This window comes from Virgibacillus salarius (genome assembly GCF_039521925.1).
Lineage (GTDB): Bacteria > Bacillota > Bacilli > Bacillales > Amphibacillaceae > Virgibacillus > Virgibacillus salarius.
Genome location: NZ_BAAACY010000016.1, coordinates 40,820 through 58,153, shown reverse-complemented (window position 1 = coordinate 58,153; position 17,334 = coordinate 40,820). Strand labels below are relative to the sequence as shown.

The following is a 17,334-nucleotide window of genomic DNA, read 5'->3' as shown; positions in this document are numbered from 1 at the left end:
GAAGTAATTAGTCGGAGCATTGCCAATATACATCAAACATTTCAAAATAACTACTTGGCTTAACGCAATCATTGCACTGATTTTATACTTTCTTAACTTATAAAAAAATCCCTAATCGCCAATTTTTGATGATTAGGGACTGATGATTAATTATAAATCTTCCTCAAAACGATAAACTAACTTGTAATTTTCCTCATTAAGTAGATCCGCCACATGTACACGTACTCCATGCCCGAACACAACCTCATCTTCTGTCATAGCGACAATCATTGCTTTTGTTTCATTAGCAATATCAATATATATATCACCAACGACTGGCTTTAAGCTACCGTCACTTTCAGCAAGGTAGCTAATCGATTCATCTTGAATTTGCTGTTCTTCTGGCACGAGGCTTTTATCATAATAAGCTATTTCTTGACTTGCATCAGCCTTACCTGGGACCATTACAACATATTCACTATGCTTCACTCCATTATCTCTAGTGGTAACAACATTCCCGTCTTCCACACTATCTACTTTTTCAATAGCATTTAAGGAATAATGGTCAAGGAAATCTGGAGCTGGCTTAATAATTAGAATATAGTCCCCTGGTTCTGGCATCTTATTCTTATCAATCGTATACCTTTTCCCGTAAAAAATAAATGTATCATTATGTTGTGGTCTATAGAGTTCTATTTCGCTTGCTTTCGTTAGAATTTGCTGCATATCCTTTAGGCGATATAAATGAACCGATTTTTTAAACATCGGTTTTACCGAATATACTTTATGCAATTCATTCTTGTAAAAAACGAATTGGCCCTTCCTTACCTGAAAAAGCTTCATTAGATTACCTCCTACCTTCATATTCCATTTGAGTATAATATAACTGGAACTCATAAATAAAGTAAAACTTCATTCAAATAAATAAATCCTTTTATTCTGAATGATCATGCATGTAATCCATGTTTCTTGAGCTGTAATAAACTCCTATTCTGTTGAGCAAGTACTTGTACAGATAATGTCAGTCTAAATTTATTTTCCCTTAAACCTCAACACTTTAAACATTGAATTCCTAAATAATAGTATTTATCGAACATTTTCTTCCATATGAACAAATGGCAAGTCCGTATCAACCATTCCAATTACTCGTTTCATGGCTATATTCTCCCCTTTTAACCATCGTTTAAAGTCAAAGATTTCTGGCTTTCGATCTCCACCTAAAGCAAACCACACCTTTAATTCTTTAGGAAAATAACCAGAGGTATGAATGGTTCCCGACCAGTTTTTATATTTAGTAGAGAATACACCTCTTGTTGAATTATTCATCATTTCAAATGCTTGATAAGCATTATTTAATGACCCCTTTTGCTCATCTATTGCCCGCTTCCTTCGATAGGAATCATCCAAATGGTAACGGTTTTCAGCTGTTAATGTTTCAAAATGATTGGTACATACATGTGACTGACGTACCTTAACAGCTCGCGGTGATGCTTCTACTACAATAGAATCCCCGCTCCTATCTAACAATACATAACTAAATGAGTGCCGATGAGGAATATCTTTCAATAAATGTATTGCCTCTTCTGTATTTCTACAGCTTTCCAAAATTATTCTTCCGATCATATTACAAATAAAGCCATCACCCGGCTTTCGACGATGAATGAAATTATAGCCCAATGCAAGACCATGTTCGTTCATACCATCCATTCTGCCAGTAATGCGCTGTGACGGTCCAATGGTCGCGAAACCTTGATCATTTGGTTGAAAAATGGTATAGCGCCCTTCATAAGTTTTCGGATGATAGTCATAATTACGTATCATATAATTGGACCCTGTAAAAATAGAACAACCACTTTTGGTATACGCTAAACGATAGCCACCGAACTCTTGAAGTACATCATTGATATCCCACTTTAACGCATGCATGAGTCCTTGAAGTTCTTCCCATATTCCTGGAGCAAACGTCGTGATAGCCGCCTTTGCCTCACTTTCATTAATAGTGAAACGCGGTCTTCTAATTCCCCATTGCTTCTTTCTGTTTTCAAGAATAAATGAATTTCTTAACCATTCACCCTGCCTAATCCCATATTCATAATGACTACCACGAAATTGAATAACATCACTATAAATTTGTTTCATCCGCTCCCCCCTTTGCATTCGTATCCCCCTATTTTAATGAATTTATATTTATTTGAAAATAAATGTGCCTAAACTGAAACTTTTTATTCATTTTCAACGTATACATTCATAAAGGTAATAATCACATCATTACTTGTAGGGTTCACATATTGTTTTTGTGTATATAAAGCTACTATTTTTTCCGGACTCTCAAAGTTCCCTCTTGTAAAGAAGATAGGAGATGAAAGCATGACAGGAATATTAACAACAACGATTCTATCCTTTATCCTGTATTTTGTTATTGCTGGATATTTTGTACTTAAAAACAAGAAATATCGAGGAACAACTTTTAAGGCAGTTGCTATTATATTTGCGACTTTATTTATCATAGGGGCTATAATCGTCTATATTTTTATGCCACCTATTACGATTCCAAATATGACGATTGCCAATATCATCATTGGAGTAGCTGGTATGACTGGTTTGTATATGCTTACGTCAAGCCAGCCTTTTAGCAAATCAAGTCAACAGTTTGATGTGATCACAGGGGCCATCATTGTATTTACTGTTATAGCTATTCCTGGATTTTTTGTATTAGGAATATTCACCTTAGATGATACGTATGAATCCATTGCTAAAGAAGAAGTAGCTGAAGCCAAACCTTTAGATAAAGATGCTACACCAATTGTTGTTTCGCCTGAGTTTGCTCGAAATAAAGTACAGAAGGCGATGAGTGTAGTACCAAACACACAATATTATGACTTAGGTAAGTTGCAGGTGCAAAAAATTAAAGATGACATTGTGTTCGTTGCACCGGTAGAGTTCACTGATTTCTGGAGGTACTTTAGAGGCAAAGAGACAGAAGGTTATTTCACTATCTCTGCTACTGATGTTAATGCCCAGCCAAAATTTATTAAAAATAATATGAAGTATACAAATTCGAGCTACTTTCATCATAACATTGATCGTACCATTTATAATGCGCATCCAGATTATATTCGAAGTGGTGAGGCACAAATTGAAGTAGACGAAAATGGAAAGCCTTGGTATGTTCAAACGCTCTTTAAACCAATCGGACTAACGAACAAGCCAGATATGGAAAAATTACATGTTGCCGTAGTCGATCCTGTTACAGGTGATGTTAAACTATATCATGCTGCTGATGCACCTGAATTTATTGATGGATCCATTAGTTCAGAAATGGCCTCAAATGAGAATGAATATTTCGGGAAATATATTCATGGGTGGCTGAACTCCCTTTTTGGCAAAAAGGATGTAAAGATTCCGAATGAATCTGGTACGGAATCAAGCGTTACACCAATTTTTGATGAGAATGGAGAGATGCATTATTTTACTGATATGTCTTCCCCAAAAGAGAATATTGACTCCGCACTTGGTTACACCTTAATTAATGCAAGAACAGGTGAACTAACATATTATAACGGGGAAAAGAATAACGGCATAATGGATAGTAAGGGTGCAAAGGAAATTGTAAATAAAGAGTTCCCTGAAAAGAAATGGACTGGTTCCATGCCAATTCTTTACAACATTGATGGGAATCCAACATGGGTTGTAAATGTCCTTGATCCAAACGGATTATTTAAACATTATGCATATATTAAAGCGTCTGATTCCGATTTTGTTGTTTTTGGTGATACTGCCAGAAGTACACTTGAGGCTTATCGTTTAGCTTTGGCGCAAGATCCTAGTAATGTGGAATCAACTGGAGAAGCAGCATTAGAAAAGAGAAATGGTATTGTTGAACGGGTTGTTGTAACAACGCAAGATAAAAAACAAATTGTTCAATTCTTACTTAAAGATGATGCGACTATTTATACCGTAAATTCTGGAAAAGCACCAAGATCCATTTTCTTGCAAATAGGCGATAAAGTTCAATTAGAAGCAAATATGCGTGACAATCAAACCGGAATAGTAGAAACAATCTCCATTGAGGGACTAACAGAATAAAAGGAAAAACAGGCTAGGAGGATTTACTCCTTAGCCTGTTTTTTTAGGTCCATGATTTTTTAACCACCAGAACAATTTGGTTAGCCAAAAAGCAAGATACGAAATAGCAACATCCAATAAGAATATATAGGTTAACTTCATTCCTCCATGCAAAATTAACATATCCAAAGCAATAAAAATAGAGGCTAATCCATATCCAAATCCAGCAGAAAGCACGATAGCATATAAATAAAAATTTTTCCCTTTATTCGTACAATATTGGTAGAGCAACATAAATCCAATCGGCAGCACAACTGTTGTCACTGTAAGACTTGTTGGAAATAAGTAGGAAATACTATGTGGTGTAATAAGATAATTATACATCGATAATACATTATCAAGATTAGACCACATGACATGTATGGCAAAACCATAAAAACCGATTTCAAATACTCTCCCTCGATCCAAGAAAAAGTATAAAAGAACGAAAGGAATAATTACACTCACAATATTGAACCAAAAATACCATGTATCTGGACCAGAAGTTTGATGCCAATACTCTTCCTGTAGAATGCCAAGTCTTTCTTTTAATTCATAAATTTGATAATATAGTTCATCTACACTCATACGCTTTAACCACCTGAATAAACGATCGTTGAGGTTAGTTTAAGCTTATCTTCGTAATTCTATACAGATAAACAATTAAGCGCTTTTATCCAATACAAAACGCTGTTTTCATGTATGGATTTACAATAAAGAACAAGAGCGCAAGCGCCCGATTAGAAACGATGATTGGCGAGTCAACGGTGATAAAGGAATCACAGTGAGATTGCGAGCCGATGTTGACTTAGATTAGGGCGATTCGTGAAGTCGCATCGTTTCTGGGCGCTAGAGCTGGGCGCAGCTCAACACGCCCCTATTTATCCACATGGGCATATTTTATAATTTTCCTAGACAACAAAAAACACCCCTAGCAATTAGATATTTGGTCTAACTTTAGGGATGCACCTCATTGCAGGTAGGTTCTATTCACCAATTAATAATGATAACTCTTCCCAACGTTCCATCTTTGCCTCTAATTTGGCTTCTATCTCTTGCTGTTCGTTAAATAATACTTGGACTCTTTCTGAATCACTTCCAGCATTTACAATGTTATCCTGGATCTTTTCCAGTTCTTCTTCCAATGCTGTAATAACATCTTCAATTTCATTCCATTCTTTTTGCTCATTATAGGAAAGTTTTTTCCTCTGTTTCTTCGGCTTTACTTTTTCTGTTTTTTCAACAGGCTTTTGGGTCATCGGTATTTCCTTCTGTTTCTCTAGATAGTCCGTGTAGTTTCCATAGTAAGGTATTATACGATTATTTTCCGTAAAAACTAATAAACGGTCAATCACTCGATCTAAAAAGTATCGATCATGTGAAACTGTTATAACGACGCCAGGAAATTGATCGAGATACTCTTCTAATACACTTAATGTTTGCGTATCTAAATCATTGGTAGGCTCATCTAAAAATAAAACATTTGGTTCTTCCATTAATATTTTCAATAAATAGAGACGACGTTTTTCTCCACCTGATAGCTTCCGAATATACGTCCACTGTTGTGTTCGAGAAAATAAAAAATGTTCGAGCATTTGCTCAGCTGTAATAATCGCCCCGTCTTTTGTGTGGATAACTTCAGCTACTTCTTTTATATAATCAATGATTCTCATTTCACCGTTAAGCTCTTCATCACCCTGTGTATAATAGCCGATTTTCACTGTTTCACCAATAATAACTTCTCCATTATCTGGTGTAATACGCTGTGCCATTAAGTCGAGCAACGTCGTTTTCCCAGACCCATTTGGACCTACAATACCTAATCTGTCTCCAGGAACAATTAATTGATTCAATTTGGTTACGATTTGTTTATTGGCAAAGGACTTATCTACTTCCTTCAGCTCTATTACTTTTTTCCCTAATCGGACAGATCCTACGGGTACATCAATGGCTTGCTCATTCGTGTCAAATGTTTTTTCCTTCATCTCATGAACACGATCAATTCTTGCTTTTTGCTTTGTCGAACGAGCTTTAGCTCCACGCTTTAACCACGCTAACTCCCTGCGTAGCGTATTTTTATGCTTCATCTCATTACTTCTCTCCAGCGCTTCACGCTCTGCCTTTTTTTCTAAAAAAATCTCATAATTCCCTTCATACGAATAAAGCTTTCCTTTGTCTAATTCGAAAATTCGATTCGTCACACGATTTAAAAAGTATCGATCGTGTGTAACTACTAATAGGGAGCCACGATATGATTGTAAATACCTCTCAAGCCAATCAATCGTCTCATTATCCAAATGGTTCGTCGGCTCATCTAAAATGAGGAGATCAGCAGGCTGAATTAAGGCTTTGGCAATGGCCACTCGCTTTTTTTGTCCCCCAGATAACGCATTTATTTTTCTATTAAATTCTGTAATGCCTAGCTTCGTTAGGACCGTTTTGGCTGCTGTATTTGCTTCCCACGCATTTGCCTCATCCATCTTCTGCTGCATCACAAGCAAATTTGATTGCGCTTTTTCACTTGTTGGATCACGTTGTAAATCCAGCAATGCTCGCTCATAATCGCGCATCACACGCATAATTAACGAATTACCATAATAAATCTGCTCCATCACTGTCAAATCCCCATCTAAATCTGGATCTTGGGCTAAGTATTCAATTTGATAATCTTTTGCGTGCTGAATCGTACCCTGTTCTGGTGACTCAAGTTTTGCGATTGTTTTAAGGAATGTAGACTTCCCGGTACCATTTACTCCAATTAACCCTATTCGTTCATGCGCAGCAATGATACAGGAAACAGATTGAAATAATATTTTATCACCAAATGATTTCGTTATATTTTCAACGGTTAGCATTCTCGATCATCCTTCAACTCTTTCGATTCTTTAACCATGTTTTAATAATAATAGCAATTAACAATAGCATCCAAGAAGTTACAAGGTAGAAAATAACTTTACTTGGCTCAGCCATCTCTGAAAAGAAAAAAGCCATTCCCGTCCATACAACAGCAATGATAACTAATTGTCCTAATAATAGCTTAATAATAATCTCCCCCATATCTGTGAACACAAGATCTTTTATCATTCATATTTTTTATATATAAAGTGAAACTTCCATCCGTGGGGGGTTTTGTTTTTCCCCACGGATGGTTAGGTGAACCGATCGGACATTTACTGGCAGTTGTTCCACACTTACCCATATTGGTTCACTTTATTGCTTAAAGTGCGGATCTTACTGCCAGTTATATGCGGGATAAAGTGAAACTTCAATCCGTGGGGGGTTTTGTTTTTCCCCACGGATGGTTAGTACCACAAGGGTATGACCTAAAGGCCCTTAAACCGATCGGACATTTATTGAAAGTTGTTCCACACTTACCCATATTGGGTTCACTTCATTGCTTAAAGTGCGGATCTTACTGCCAGTTATATGCGGGATAAATTAAAAAAATCCTCTACGGACAAGTTTATCCTATCCCTATGGATTTTTCCAACGTTAGAAGGATATTATTTTAGATAAAGTGAAACTTCAATCAGTTGGTGGTTTTGTTTATCCACCACTGATTGTTAGGTGAACCAATCGGACATTTACTGGCAGTTGAACACCTTCTTATCCATATTGCTTTCACTTTATTCCTTGAGGTGGGGGGCTTACTGCCAGTTATGTGGAATAAAGTAAGAAAGAGAAATAGCAAAATAAGCAAAGCAACTCCTCTAACTATTTCTGAGAAGTTGCTTACTTGCTTTGATATATCGTTTTATAATGATCGAAGTAAATTTGCCATTTCTATAGCTGATAACGCTGCTTCCGCTCCTTTATTACCTGCTTTTGTACCAGCACGTTCAATTGCCTGCTCAATGGACTCCGTTGTTAAGACACCAAAAATAACTGGCTTCTCGGATTGTAAGGATGCTTGAGATATCCCCTTTGCTGCTTCATTACAAACATAATCAAAATGAGGTGTCGAGCCTCGAATAACTGTTCCTAAAGTAATAATGGCATCATAGTCTGCTTTCAGAGCCATTTTCTTAGCAATTAATGGAAGCTCGTATGCTCCAGGAACCCAAACAATCGTAATATTTTCCTTTGCTACACCATGTCTAATTAAGGCATCCTCAGCCCCCTCGAGAAGTTTACTAGTAATAAAGTCATTAAACCTACTTACAACAATACCGATTCTTAAATCGGTTCCTACAAGATTACCTTCCAATATATGTCCCATTTTGCTTACACTCCTCTTCTATCATTAATCGATAATTGATTAAATCTTCAATAGAAATCATACATAAGTTAAACTTGGCAGCCATTCTTTCTAAATCTGGCACTCTCGCCATCATGCCGTTTTCTTTAATTATTTCACAGATAACTCCTGATGGGGCTGCTCCACAAAGTTTTGCTAAATCCACGGAAGCTTCTGTATGTCCAGGACGTGTTAAAACACCTCCACCCTTAGCAATTAAAGGAAATACGTGACCTGGCTGTTTAAAATCCTCTTTCATTGCAAATTTATTAACTAAGGCACGAATTGTCGTTGAGCGTTCATGTGCGCTTATCCCAGTAGTTGTATCCTTATAATCTATACTGACTGTAAAGGCTGTTGATAGCGGATCGTTATTGTTTGATGTCATTAAAGAAAGTCCAACTCGCTCTGCTACTTCTGACTCAATCGATGTACAAACCAGGCCTTTACCGTGGGTGATCATAAAGTTTATCGTATCAGGAGTGATCAGTTCAGATAGTGCTACTAAATCTCCTTCATTTTCTCTCTGTTCATCATCCACAACGATGATAGGTCTCCCTGTCTTTAATTGATCGATAGCCTCTTCAATTGTGTTCATTTATGGCACCTCCTAGATAATACCTTTTTGTTTAAGAAAATTATGATCAAGCTCCCTTGAATCAGTAGAATGGGAAAGCAATTGCTCTACATGTTTCACGAGCATATCACACTCTATATTCACCAAGCTCCCCTTGCCTTTATCTCCTAAAATAGTCACGGAAGCTGTATGAGGAATTAATGATATCGTAAAGACATTCCCACGAACTTGAAATAGTGTTAAGCTTACACCATCGACTGCAATCGAACCCTTTTTTAGTAAATATCTTTCTAGTTCCTTATCCACTTCAATGTCATAATAAATGGCATTCTCCTTTTGATATTTCTGAATAATCGTTCCAGTACCGTCAACATGGCCAGAAACAAAATGTCCACCAAATCGACTGTTAACTCCCATCGCCCTCTCTAGGTTCACTTCAGACCCTTTCGTCAGTTCCTTTAGAGAGGTAGCTTTCATTGTCTCTGGCATCACCTCCGCAGAGAAGCCAATATCATCAAATGCAGCAACTGTTAGACAAGTCCCATTAACAGCAACACTATCACCAACGTGCATATCCATGATCACCTTTTTGGCAGTAATTGTTAAAAAGATTGCCTGTTTAGATGGTTGCTTTATGGAGCGAATGACACCTTTCTCTTCAATAATTCCAGTAAACATAAATTTCACTCCTTTTTCCTAAAATTGAAGCGTACTAGATCGAACTTATACTGGTTTTATCTTTCCAACCAGTAGAACAAAAGCGCAAGCGCACGATTAGAAACGTAGCGACTAGAGCCAGTCAACGGAGATAAAGGAATCACGTTGTGCTTGCGAACCGATGATGACTTATCGCAGGGCGATTCGTGAAGTCGCATCGTTTCTTGGCGCTGGAGCTGGACGCGGTTCAACACGCCCAAATTTATCCATATGGACAAATTTACTAGACTACGAAAAAAGCCTCTGAATTTCGCTTCAGAGGCTTTGAGGACAGAATTTCGTCACCACATGTATACGTAAATAAGCCATTGAAAATATGAATGGCAAAAAAACGTTGGCAAATAGCATACGTATCCTATTTGCTAACATGCTGCGTCAAAAATTCCTTCTCCCATCCAGACTTTAACTGTCGGCTCTGGAGTCACACCAGATCCACCGTTTGGCATTATGCCGCACGGGTCACGGACTAAGAAGTAAATAACTTCATCACCGCCGATTGGGAATTTCACCCGACCCCGAAGGAAATAACTACTATATTATATTTTCCTTATTACGGTAGTAACTTTTTATTATTATAGGGGCATTTATTGGTTCCTATAAACCACCGCCAAGTTCCTACCAAAATCCTTCCACTTTCCTTAAGGATTATTGCTTAAATATTATCAATACTTATATAAAAATGCAAGGAGATATTTTTCTCCCCCATCATCTTTATAGCTTCCTAAAGTTGTGTAAGCATTCATTTAACTATAGATATTCGTACTTCTGTAATCAAATCAAGTGAAGCTTCCATCTGTTTTTAAAACATATACGTACAAAGGCTTCATTCGCCACATCCTGTGGCAACGCCTTTGTGACCTACTTCCATTTAGGCCCGAACCAATCGGACATTTACTGGCAGTTGATCCACACTTATCCATATTGGTTTCACTTGATTGCTTGAAGTGGGGACTTACTGCCAGTTATATGCGGGATAAAAAATAAATATATGGTTATATAATAAATGGGTCACACCATAAAATAGTAATTATTACAGTACCTTCCTTGCTATTGCATTTCACTAGTAATCATCGTAAGATTATCTGCTGAAGAAGCCACTTCGTCCATTGCTTTACCTAATTCATCCAATACGTTCACAAATGAAATAAACTCTTTTTCAATCTTATTATTTTGAATCCTGGTTTTTTTCATCGTATTAACAATCTCTGCAAAATGCGTTTCCGATTCTTTAAACGTATCGTTTCCATTTTCGATTTCTTCGCTAATTTTATATAATGATCCAGTTAATTTTTCTACTTGTTGATCTGTATTCGAGATAAGGGTTGACACATTTGTGACTGATCTTTTTGTTTCATCTGCAAGTTTCCTAACTTCTTCTGCCACGACTGCAAATCCACGACCGTGCTCACCAGCTCGTGCAGCCTCAATTGAAGCATTAAGAGAAAGCAGGCTTGTTTGATCAGCGATCCCCGTTACAATATCAATAATTCCTTGCATTTTTTTTGATATATCTGCTAAAGCCTTCACCTCACTAGCAAGCTTATGTATAGAATAATGAATTGTCGACATGTTTTCCTTCTGTTCGTTTACTTGCTGCTTACCATTTGTCGCTCGCTTCTCTGCTAAATATGAAAGCTCTGACCCAGCATTCGCAATTAATACAATTTCATCTGATTGTGAACTCAGTTGTTGGAACGCAGCATTTGTTTCTTCCGATATGGCCGCAAGATTCTCCGATGCATGTGCTACATTTTCTCGTATTAATTGCTTTTGTTCCTCTGCTTGTTTTTTTATCCGCTCTGTTTCCGCATCATATGCTTCCAATACCAGCTGTTGCTCTAAATTTACTATTTTTGAAATGGATCGAATTGCTAGGAAACATTCGTCTTTTGAGTTAATGTTCTTCTCTATTATTGTCACCAATGACAAGAACAGGTCTTGAAAGGCACACATGTACCACTTTGTATCAAGTCCGATATGTACATGTATTAAAGCGATTCGTTGTCGTTTGGAGAAATATTCCTCATTGATTACCCCTGTAAACATTTCCGAGATATGTCTTTTTAAAGTTTGCTTTAGTTTTTCTATAGAACTATGTTGCTTAATAATTTGTAGTAAAGCAGGTTCATTTTCTAGATTTTGATAAAATCTATCAACCATAAAATCCAGATTTTCTACGACATATTCTTGCGTACAATGAATTATTCGTAAATCGGCCTCCGTAAGTCCAATCATCTGAAATTGTCTCTCTACTTCACTACCAGCTTCTATTTGAAGCTTGGCTTGTCCACCTTCTAATTGACGTGTGGTAGTTTTTTTGGTATTTCTTAACATCAATTGTTTCCCCCTATCTGTATAGGGTTAATATCGGCAAAATAGTTACTTATTTTCAGTCTAGTGAACGATCCCTTCGATCGACTTGTAGTTTTTATGGTTAATTCAGCCCTAATTTACTAGATAGTCTATTTTCACGTGAGTATAAATGTTTATAAAGTGAAAATTCAATGAGTTAGGGGTGTTGTTTTATCCTCCACCGAAAGTTAGTTCCAGAGCAAAAGCGAAAGCGCCTGATTAGAACCGTAGGGACTGGAGCGAGTCAACGGAGATAAAGAAATTACGATGAGCTTGCAAGCCGATGATGACTTAGATTAGGGAGATTCGTGAAGTCACCTCGTTTCTGGGTGCTGGAGCTGGATGTGGCTCAACACGCCCATATTTATCCACATGGGCAAATTTTATACTTCTTATCTTTCAAGGATATGACCTAAGGCCTTTGAACCAATCGGACATTGACTGGCAGTCCATCCCCTACTTAAACATATTGGTTTCCTTTATTGCTTGAATTTATATGCGGGATAAACGAAACACATATGATGCCCTATTTTCATTAATAAAGAAATAATTGCATGAAATCAAATTGCGAAACTAATACCAATGGTTTATTTATCAATAACCGTTTAAAAACCTGGTAAATGTTAGTGACCTAAGATTATTAATGTATTCACGTTTACACGCTGTTCACTACAATGAAGCAGGAGAAAAGAACTACGAAAAATTTTGGAAAAATAGCTACAAAACTATCATTTTTAAAATTAAGACAAATATTGACAAAGTTCTACACTACTCTCCATATATAGTTAGAGACAACTACCAATGGAACTAGGGGGAATTTATACCAAAAAAAGGAGGAGAAAAAATGCAGCAATTTCCCATGAGGAAATATATTGCCGTTCTGCTAACCTGTATCTTACTTATCACATTAGCTACGCCATATCTATCACATGTTTTTGCCCAACAAGATAAGCGCGAGTCTGCTAGTCAAGTAATACAAAGTAAGCTAGTAAAAACATTTGATAAAACTGATTATGTGCGTTATCTAGTTATTCTTAAGGATCAGGTCAATACTGTACAGCTAGCAGAAAGTGCAAAAAAAGAAGCAATACAAGCAAAACTTTCTACCGCTAAGGCAAAACAACTCAAACAAAGGACCGTTGTGTCTGCATTACAAGAAAATGCCGAAAAAACGCAACAGGATCTAAAGTCCTTACTAAAAAAACAAAAACAATCGGGGAACATCAAGCAATTTCACAGCTATTTCATTGTTAATGCCTTTTCTGTTACCGGAAATGAGAAATCAGTGGAAAGAATCGCTAAATCTAAGCAGGTAAAATCGATCATACTGGATGAACAACAGCAACTTCTTCCTATTGAAGAGGATAATACGTTCGCCGTAAAACAAACAGACAACCAGTCAGAGGATACCGAATGGAATATTGAGCGAATAGGAGCACCGGAAGTTTGGGAAAGAAATATAACTGGAGAGGGTGCCGTCGTTGCAAATATTGATAGTGGAGTAGAAGGTAATCATCCAGCTTTAACCAGACAATACAGAGGTTATCAAGAAGATGATCCTGATCAACCAGTTCATGAATTCAATTGGCATGACGCTGTTTTTGATCGCTCACGTCCAATGGATTCAGATGGCCACGGAACGCATACCATGGGCACGATGGTTGGTCAAGAGGAAGGTGGACAAAATAAAATCGGTGTCGCTCCAGGTGCAAAGTGGATTGCTACCAGAGCATTCTATCAAGGAACAGGCTATGACTCTTATATTTTGGAAGCCGCAGAATGGATACTAGCCCCAACAGATGCGAACGGTGAGCCTCATCCGGAAAAAGCTCCAGATGTGGTAAATAACTCTTGGGGTGGTAGCCCAATAAACAATGACTGGTTTCGACCAATGGTACAGGCATGGCGCAGTGCTGGAATCGTTCCTATATTCTCTGTAGGAAATGCAGGGTTCTTGAATCCATCAGAGCCTGGTACAGCTTCAGCACCAGCGAATTATCCAGAATCCATTGCTGTCGGTGCTACTGATGCAAATGATGATTTAGCATCGTTCTCTCTTCAAGGACCGTCAGAGAGAGGTGAAATAAAACCAGATATCTCTGCTCCCGGAGTTACCATTCGTTCTTCTCTACCTGGTGCATCATGGAATACATTTGACTATGGGGAGTCTAGCGGTACTTCTATGGCCGCCCCACATGTTGCAGCTGCAATATTATTAATGAAGCAAGTCGATGCTTCTTTAACCGTTGATGAGATAGAAAATATCTTAAAGCTAACTGCTACGGAAAAAACGAATGAGGAGTATACAAATGCCCCAAATAATGGTTATGGGTACGGTATTCTAAATGTAGACGATGCAGTAGAAGCTGTTGAACAAGGAATAGGCACAATTACAGGACAGGTTCAGACGTATGGACAAGATGATCAAGCTCCAACAGTAGAATCAGAACTCAGAGAAGCTGTGTTTTTAAATGAAAATGCTTCTTTTTCGGTACATGCGGAAGATAATACAAGTGTTAATGATGTTACACTACATGTACAGTATGACAATAATACAGAACGTAGCTATCCAGCTGCTATAATTGAAGGAAACCATCAAAGTGGTTCGTATACTTCTGTTGTGCCACTAGAAGATATTTCAGGTACGTCACTACATTATTGGTGGAGAGTCGAAGATTTCAGTGGAAATGTAACAGAAAGTGAACCTCAATTAGTTCGTATAGAGGAAGGTATAACGGATGGCTACTCAGAAGACTTTGAATCTTATCCAGACGGCTGGTATTCCTTTGGTACTAATAATTCCTGGGAATGGGGACTACCAAGCTACGGACCAGAAGAAGCGGCCTCTGGTAGAAAATTACTGGGCACAAATCTTCGTGGACAATATGAAATGCATTCAGATATGACGATGGTTATGCCACCAATTCTTCCAGAGAACGGAACACAACTGCGCTTTAAACAATGGTACGAGTTAAGCTATTTCGGCTGGGATACAGGAACAATATATGTTTCTACTGACAAGGAAAATTGGGAAGAATTGTATCATATTACAGAATCGAATGACAACTGGCACGAAACAGGAATTGATTTATCTGACTATGCAGGAGAAAAGATTTATATTGGGTTTAATTTAAAGTCACAGGATAATCAATTTGCTGGATGGTATCTTGACGATGTTCGTCTAACAAACGATCGTGCACAAAAAAACGAGAAGCAAAACATGAAAACACCTGGAACGATGAAAACGACTATGCAGGAACATTTATCCTATCCAATATCTACTTTACAAGCAACCAATGATTCAGATCTCTTACCCGTAGGTGAAGCTACCATTGGAGTAGAAGAAACTGGATGGGAAACAAAATCCAATCCTAAAAATGGAGAATTTATCATTCATCACCCACCCGGTGATTACACACTATCCGTTAATGCCTATGGATATAGCCCGGTAACAGAGACTGTGACGTTATCTGAGAATGGGGATATTTCTCCGACAATTTCCTTAGAGCCGCTACCTAAGCAGGAAATCTCGGGAACAATTACAGATAAAAACGGTAATAAAATTGAAAATGCAACCATTTTTCTATTGGAAGACGAGCATGCGGAACCTGTTAAATCTAGCGAAAATGGTACCTATACTTTGCAAGCCTATGAGGGTGCTTATACAGTAAAAGTATTTGCAGAAGGATATGATGGTGAAGCTAAGTCTGTACTGGTGAAGGAAAATGAGGCAAACCAGCTAGACTTTGAATTAACAACGTTCTCCAGCAATGAGACGTCAGAAATTTATTATGACAATGGAGAGTATGGTAAAAATCTAGCCATGCTCTTAGAAGGCAATGGCTTTGCTGTAAAAATGGCTTTAGATGAAGGAAAGGAATCCGCTATGCTAACAGGTGCAAAGCTCCAATTTTGGGCATCTCACGTCCCTGTACCTGGTGGAGATGATATTTTGATCGCAATTTATGATGCCACGGGTGAAAATGGAGCTCCTGGAAATCGATTAGCGGGACCAATTGAAGCAAAAGCAAAACGAGATTTAAATCAATGGACAGAAGTAGACCTTTCGCAACATGGCATTGTCGTTGAGGATGATTTCTATGTCGTTTACCTTCAAGCAAATGACTATCCGTTTATTCCTGGATTTGTTTCAGATGGTGACATTGAAAATGCTGCGGGAAAAAGCTGGGACTACATTGGCGGAAAATGGTTCAAAGCAAACGATAATATAGGTAACTATATGATACGTGCTGTGGTTGATTATGGAAAAGACACTCCTGATTTTGCAACACCTGTAATCACATCACCGGAAGCGGATTACGATACCAATGAGCAACAGCTCACAATCGAGGGTACCGCCTCTCCAGGAACCATTGCACAGCTTATGAATAACGATGAAGAACGTGAATCAGTGGAGGTTGCTGAAGACGGATCCTTTACAATAGATACAGTGCTTACGGAAGGAGAAAATGAGCTTACTATCGTCTCTTTATACAACGGTCAGCCCGTAGGTGAATCAGAATCGGTTACTGTTACGTTCAGCAAAGAACCTTCCCTAACAATTGATTCTCCTAAGGATGGAGAAAAAACAAATCGAGAAGTTATAACTGTTGAAGGTACAGTATCCGTTGGTAATCTTGATGTTGTCACAGTTAATGGACAACAAGCAACGGTTTCGGACGATGGTAATTACACAAAACGGGTTATGGTAAACAATGGTGAAAATCTAATCGAAGTCATTGCAAAAGATAGAAGCGGAAATCAGGTCAAGAAAACCATTACAGTTGACGTAAACCATACCATTCCATCTATTAATCACCTTAATCCGGAGGATGACGTATTTCTTGAAACAGGAGAATCCGTTCATATCGAGTTTGATAGTGTTCCAGGTCTTAAAGCTTCTTTTCTTATTCATATGCCACTGGTTAATGAACCCTTAGGACTTGCAAATGTAACCGAATTGCCCATGATAGAAACATCAGATGGCCATTATCAAGGCTTTTGGACAGCAATCAATAACCTACGTGCACAAGGAGCTGTTATTGAAGTTAAGGTTGAAGATGAATATGGAAATACTAATCGTCAACAGGCAAACGGAAAACTCTTTATAAATTGAGACTTCTTTCAGTGGGGGTTTTGTTTATCCCCCCACTTACCAATAATGGTTTCCCTTTATTGCTTGAAGCGGGTGGAGTACTGCCAGTTATATAGGAGATAAATGACGACGGAATCATCTCCTTTGGAGCAAACGTTATGGAAAGGAGATTGATCCAAAGCCATGTAAAGTGGAAATGACGGAAAATGCTAATATTCTATGATATTCTATGAGATGAAAAATAGTATAAAGAAGATGTAGTAAAAGGTCTAA

10 protein-coding genes, 1 pseudogene and 1 riboswitch are annotated in these 17,334 nt (G+C 37.8%); of the genes and pseudogenes, 2 read left to right on the top strand and 9 right to left on the bottom strand.

Translation table 11 applies throughout. From position 1 onward, the window contains the following. Positions 1 to 150 precede the first annotated feature (150 nt). The gene (locus ABDZ84_RS02835; RefSeq protein WP_026682773.1) at positions 151 to 822 is read right to left on the bottom strand and encodes a hypothetical protein; all 672 of its coding nucleotides are present in this window, start codon (positions 820 to 822) and stop codon (positions 151 to 153) included. A 243-nt stretch (positions 823 to 1,065) separates the two neighbouring features. Continuing rightward, on the bottom strand, positions 1,066 to 2,118 hold the full coding sequence (locus ABDZ84_RS02830; RefSeq protein WP_026682774.1) for a C45 family autoproteolytic acyltransferase/hydrolase: 1,053 nt from the start codon (positions 2,116 to 2,118) through the stop codon (positions 1,066 to 1,068). Positions 2,119 to 2,346: 228 nt separating this feature from the next. Here ABDZ84_RS02830 and ABDZ84_RS02825 point away from each other — a divergent pair, with 228 nt between their 5' ends. Beyond that, positions 2,347 to 4,065 carry a DNA-binding protein gene (locus tag ABDZ84_RS02825; protein WP_026682775.1) on the top strand — a complete coding sequence of 573 codons (1,719 nt, stop codon included), beginning with the start codon at positions 2,347 to 2,349 and terminating at the stop codon, positions 4,063 to 4,065. A 30-nt stretch (positions 4,066 to 4,095) separates the two neighbouring features. Here ABDZ84_RS02825 and ABDZ84_RS02820 read toward each other — a convergent pair whose 3' ends face one another. From ABDZ84_RS02820 to ABDZ84_RS02790, 7 genes and pseudogenes are all read right to left on the bottom strand, one after another. Continuing rightward, the gene (locus tag ABDZ84_RS02820) at positions 4,096 to 4,671 is read right to left on the bottom strand and encodes a hypothetical protein (RefSeq protein ID WP_121604708.1); all 576 of its coding nucleotides are present in this window, start codon (positions 4,669 to 4,671) and stop codon (positions 4,096 to 4,098) included. A 398-nt stretch (positions 4,672 to 5,069) separates the two neighbouring features. Next, positions 5,070 to 6,938, bottom strand: coding sequence for an ABC-F family ATP-binding cassette domain-containing protein (locus ABDZ84_RS02815; RefSeq protein ID WP_026682776.1), 1,869 nt, complete (start codon positions 6,936 to 6,938; stop codon positions 5,070 to 5,072). Between the two features lie 13 nt (positions 6,939 to 6,951). Next, positions 6,952 to 7,167 carry a hypothetical protein gene (locus ABDZ84_RS02810; RefSeq protein ID WP_034679653.1) on the bottom strand — a complete coding sequence of 72 codons (216 nt, stop codon included), beginning with the start codon at positions 7,165 to 7,167 and terminating at the stop codon, positions 6,952 to 6,954. A 670-nt stretch (positions 7,168 to 7,837) separates the two neighbouring features. Further along, complete coding sequence (gene ribH, locus ABDZ84_RS02805; protein WP_026682777.1) at positions 7,838 to 8,302, bottom strand: 6,7-dimethyl-8-ribityllumazine synthase; 465 nt, start codon at positions 8,300 to 8,302, stop codon at positions 7,838 to 7,840. 1 nt (position 8,303) lies between these two features. Beyond that, a pseudogene (gene ribB, locus ABDZ84_RS02800) lies at positions 8,304 to 8,918 on the bottom strand (3,4-dihydroxy-2-butanone-4-phosphate synthase); the annotation flags it as partial. Positions 8,919 to 8,930: 12 nt separating this feature from the next. Continuing rightward, positions 8,931 to 9,575, bottom strand: a complete 645-nt coding sequence (ribE, locus tag ABDZ84_RS02795) for a riboflavin synthase (RefSeq protein ID WP_343779941.1) — start codon at positions 9,573 to 9,575, stop codon at positions 8,931 to 8,933. A 418-nt stretch (positions 9,576 to 9,993) separates the two neighbouring features. Further along, positions 9,994 to 10,141: riboswitch (FMN riboswitch) on the bottom strand. A gap of 520 nt (positions 10,142 to 10,661) precedes the next feature. Beyond that, positions 10,662 to 11,948, bottom strand: coding sequence for a protoglobin domain-containing protein (locus ABDZ84_RS02790; RefSeq protein ID WP_343779938.1), 1,287 nt, complete (start codon positions 11,946 to 11,948; stop codon positions 10,662 to 10,664). A gap of 862 nt (positions 11,949 to 12,810) precedes the next feature. Here ABDZ84_RS02790 and ABDZ84_RS02785 point away from each other — a divergent pair. Beyond that, complete coding sequence (locus ABDZ84_RS02785; protein WP_343779935.1) at positions 12,811 to 17,082, top strand: S8 family serine peptidase; 4,272 nt, start codon at positions 12,811 to 12,813, stop codon at positions 17,080 to 17,082. Positions 17,083 to 17,334 lie beyond the last annotated feature (252 nt).

Bases quoted from the DNA above. Each gene is read 5' to 3' on its own strand.
- ABDZ84_RS02815 (WP_026682776.1), bottom strand. From the start codon at position 6,938: ATGCTAACCGTTGAAAATATAACGAAATCATTTGGTGATAAAATATTA.
- ribH (WP_026682777.1), bottom strand. From the start codon at position 8,302: ATGGGACATATATTGGAAGGTAATCTTGTAGGAACCGATTTAAGAATC.
- ABDZ84_RS02785 (WP_343779935.1), top strand. From the start codon at position 12,811: ATGCAGCAATTTCCCATGAGGAAATATATTGCCGTTCTGCTAACCTGT.
- ABDZ84_RS02790 (WP_343779938.1), bottom strand. From the start codon at position 11,948: ATGTTAAGAAATACCAAAAAAACTACCACACGTCAATTAGAAGGTGGA.
- ABDZ84_RS02830 (WP_026682774.1), bottom strand. From the start codon at position 2,118: ATGAAACAAATTTATAGTGATGTTATTCAATTTCGTGGTAGTCATTAT.
- ABDZ84_RS02810 (WP_034679653.1), bottom strand. From the start codon at position 7,167: ATGATAAAAGATCTTGTGTTCACAGATATGGGGGAGATTATTATTAAG.
- ribE (WP_343779941.1), bottom strand. From the start codon at position 9,575: ATGTTTACTGGAATTATTGAAGAGAAAGGTGTCATTCGCTCCATAAAG.
- ABDZ84_RS02820 (WP_121604708.1), bottom strand. From the start codon at position 4,671: ATGAGTGTAGATGAACTATATTATCAAATTTATGAATTAAAAGAAAGA.
- ABDZ84_RS02825 (WP_026682775.1), top strand. From the start codon at position 2,347: ATGACAGGAATATTAACAACAACGATTCTATCCTTTATCCTGTATTTT.
- ABDZ84_RS02835 (WP_026682773.1), bottom strand. From the start codon at position 822: ATGAAGCTTTTTCAGGTAAGGAAGGGCCAATTCGTTTTTTACAAGAAT.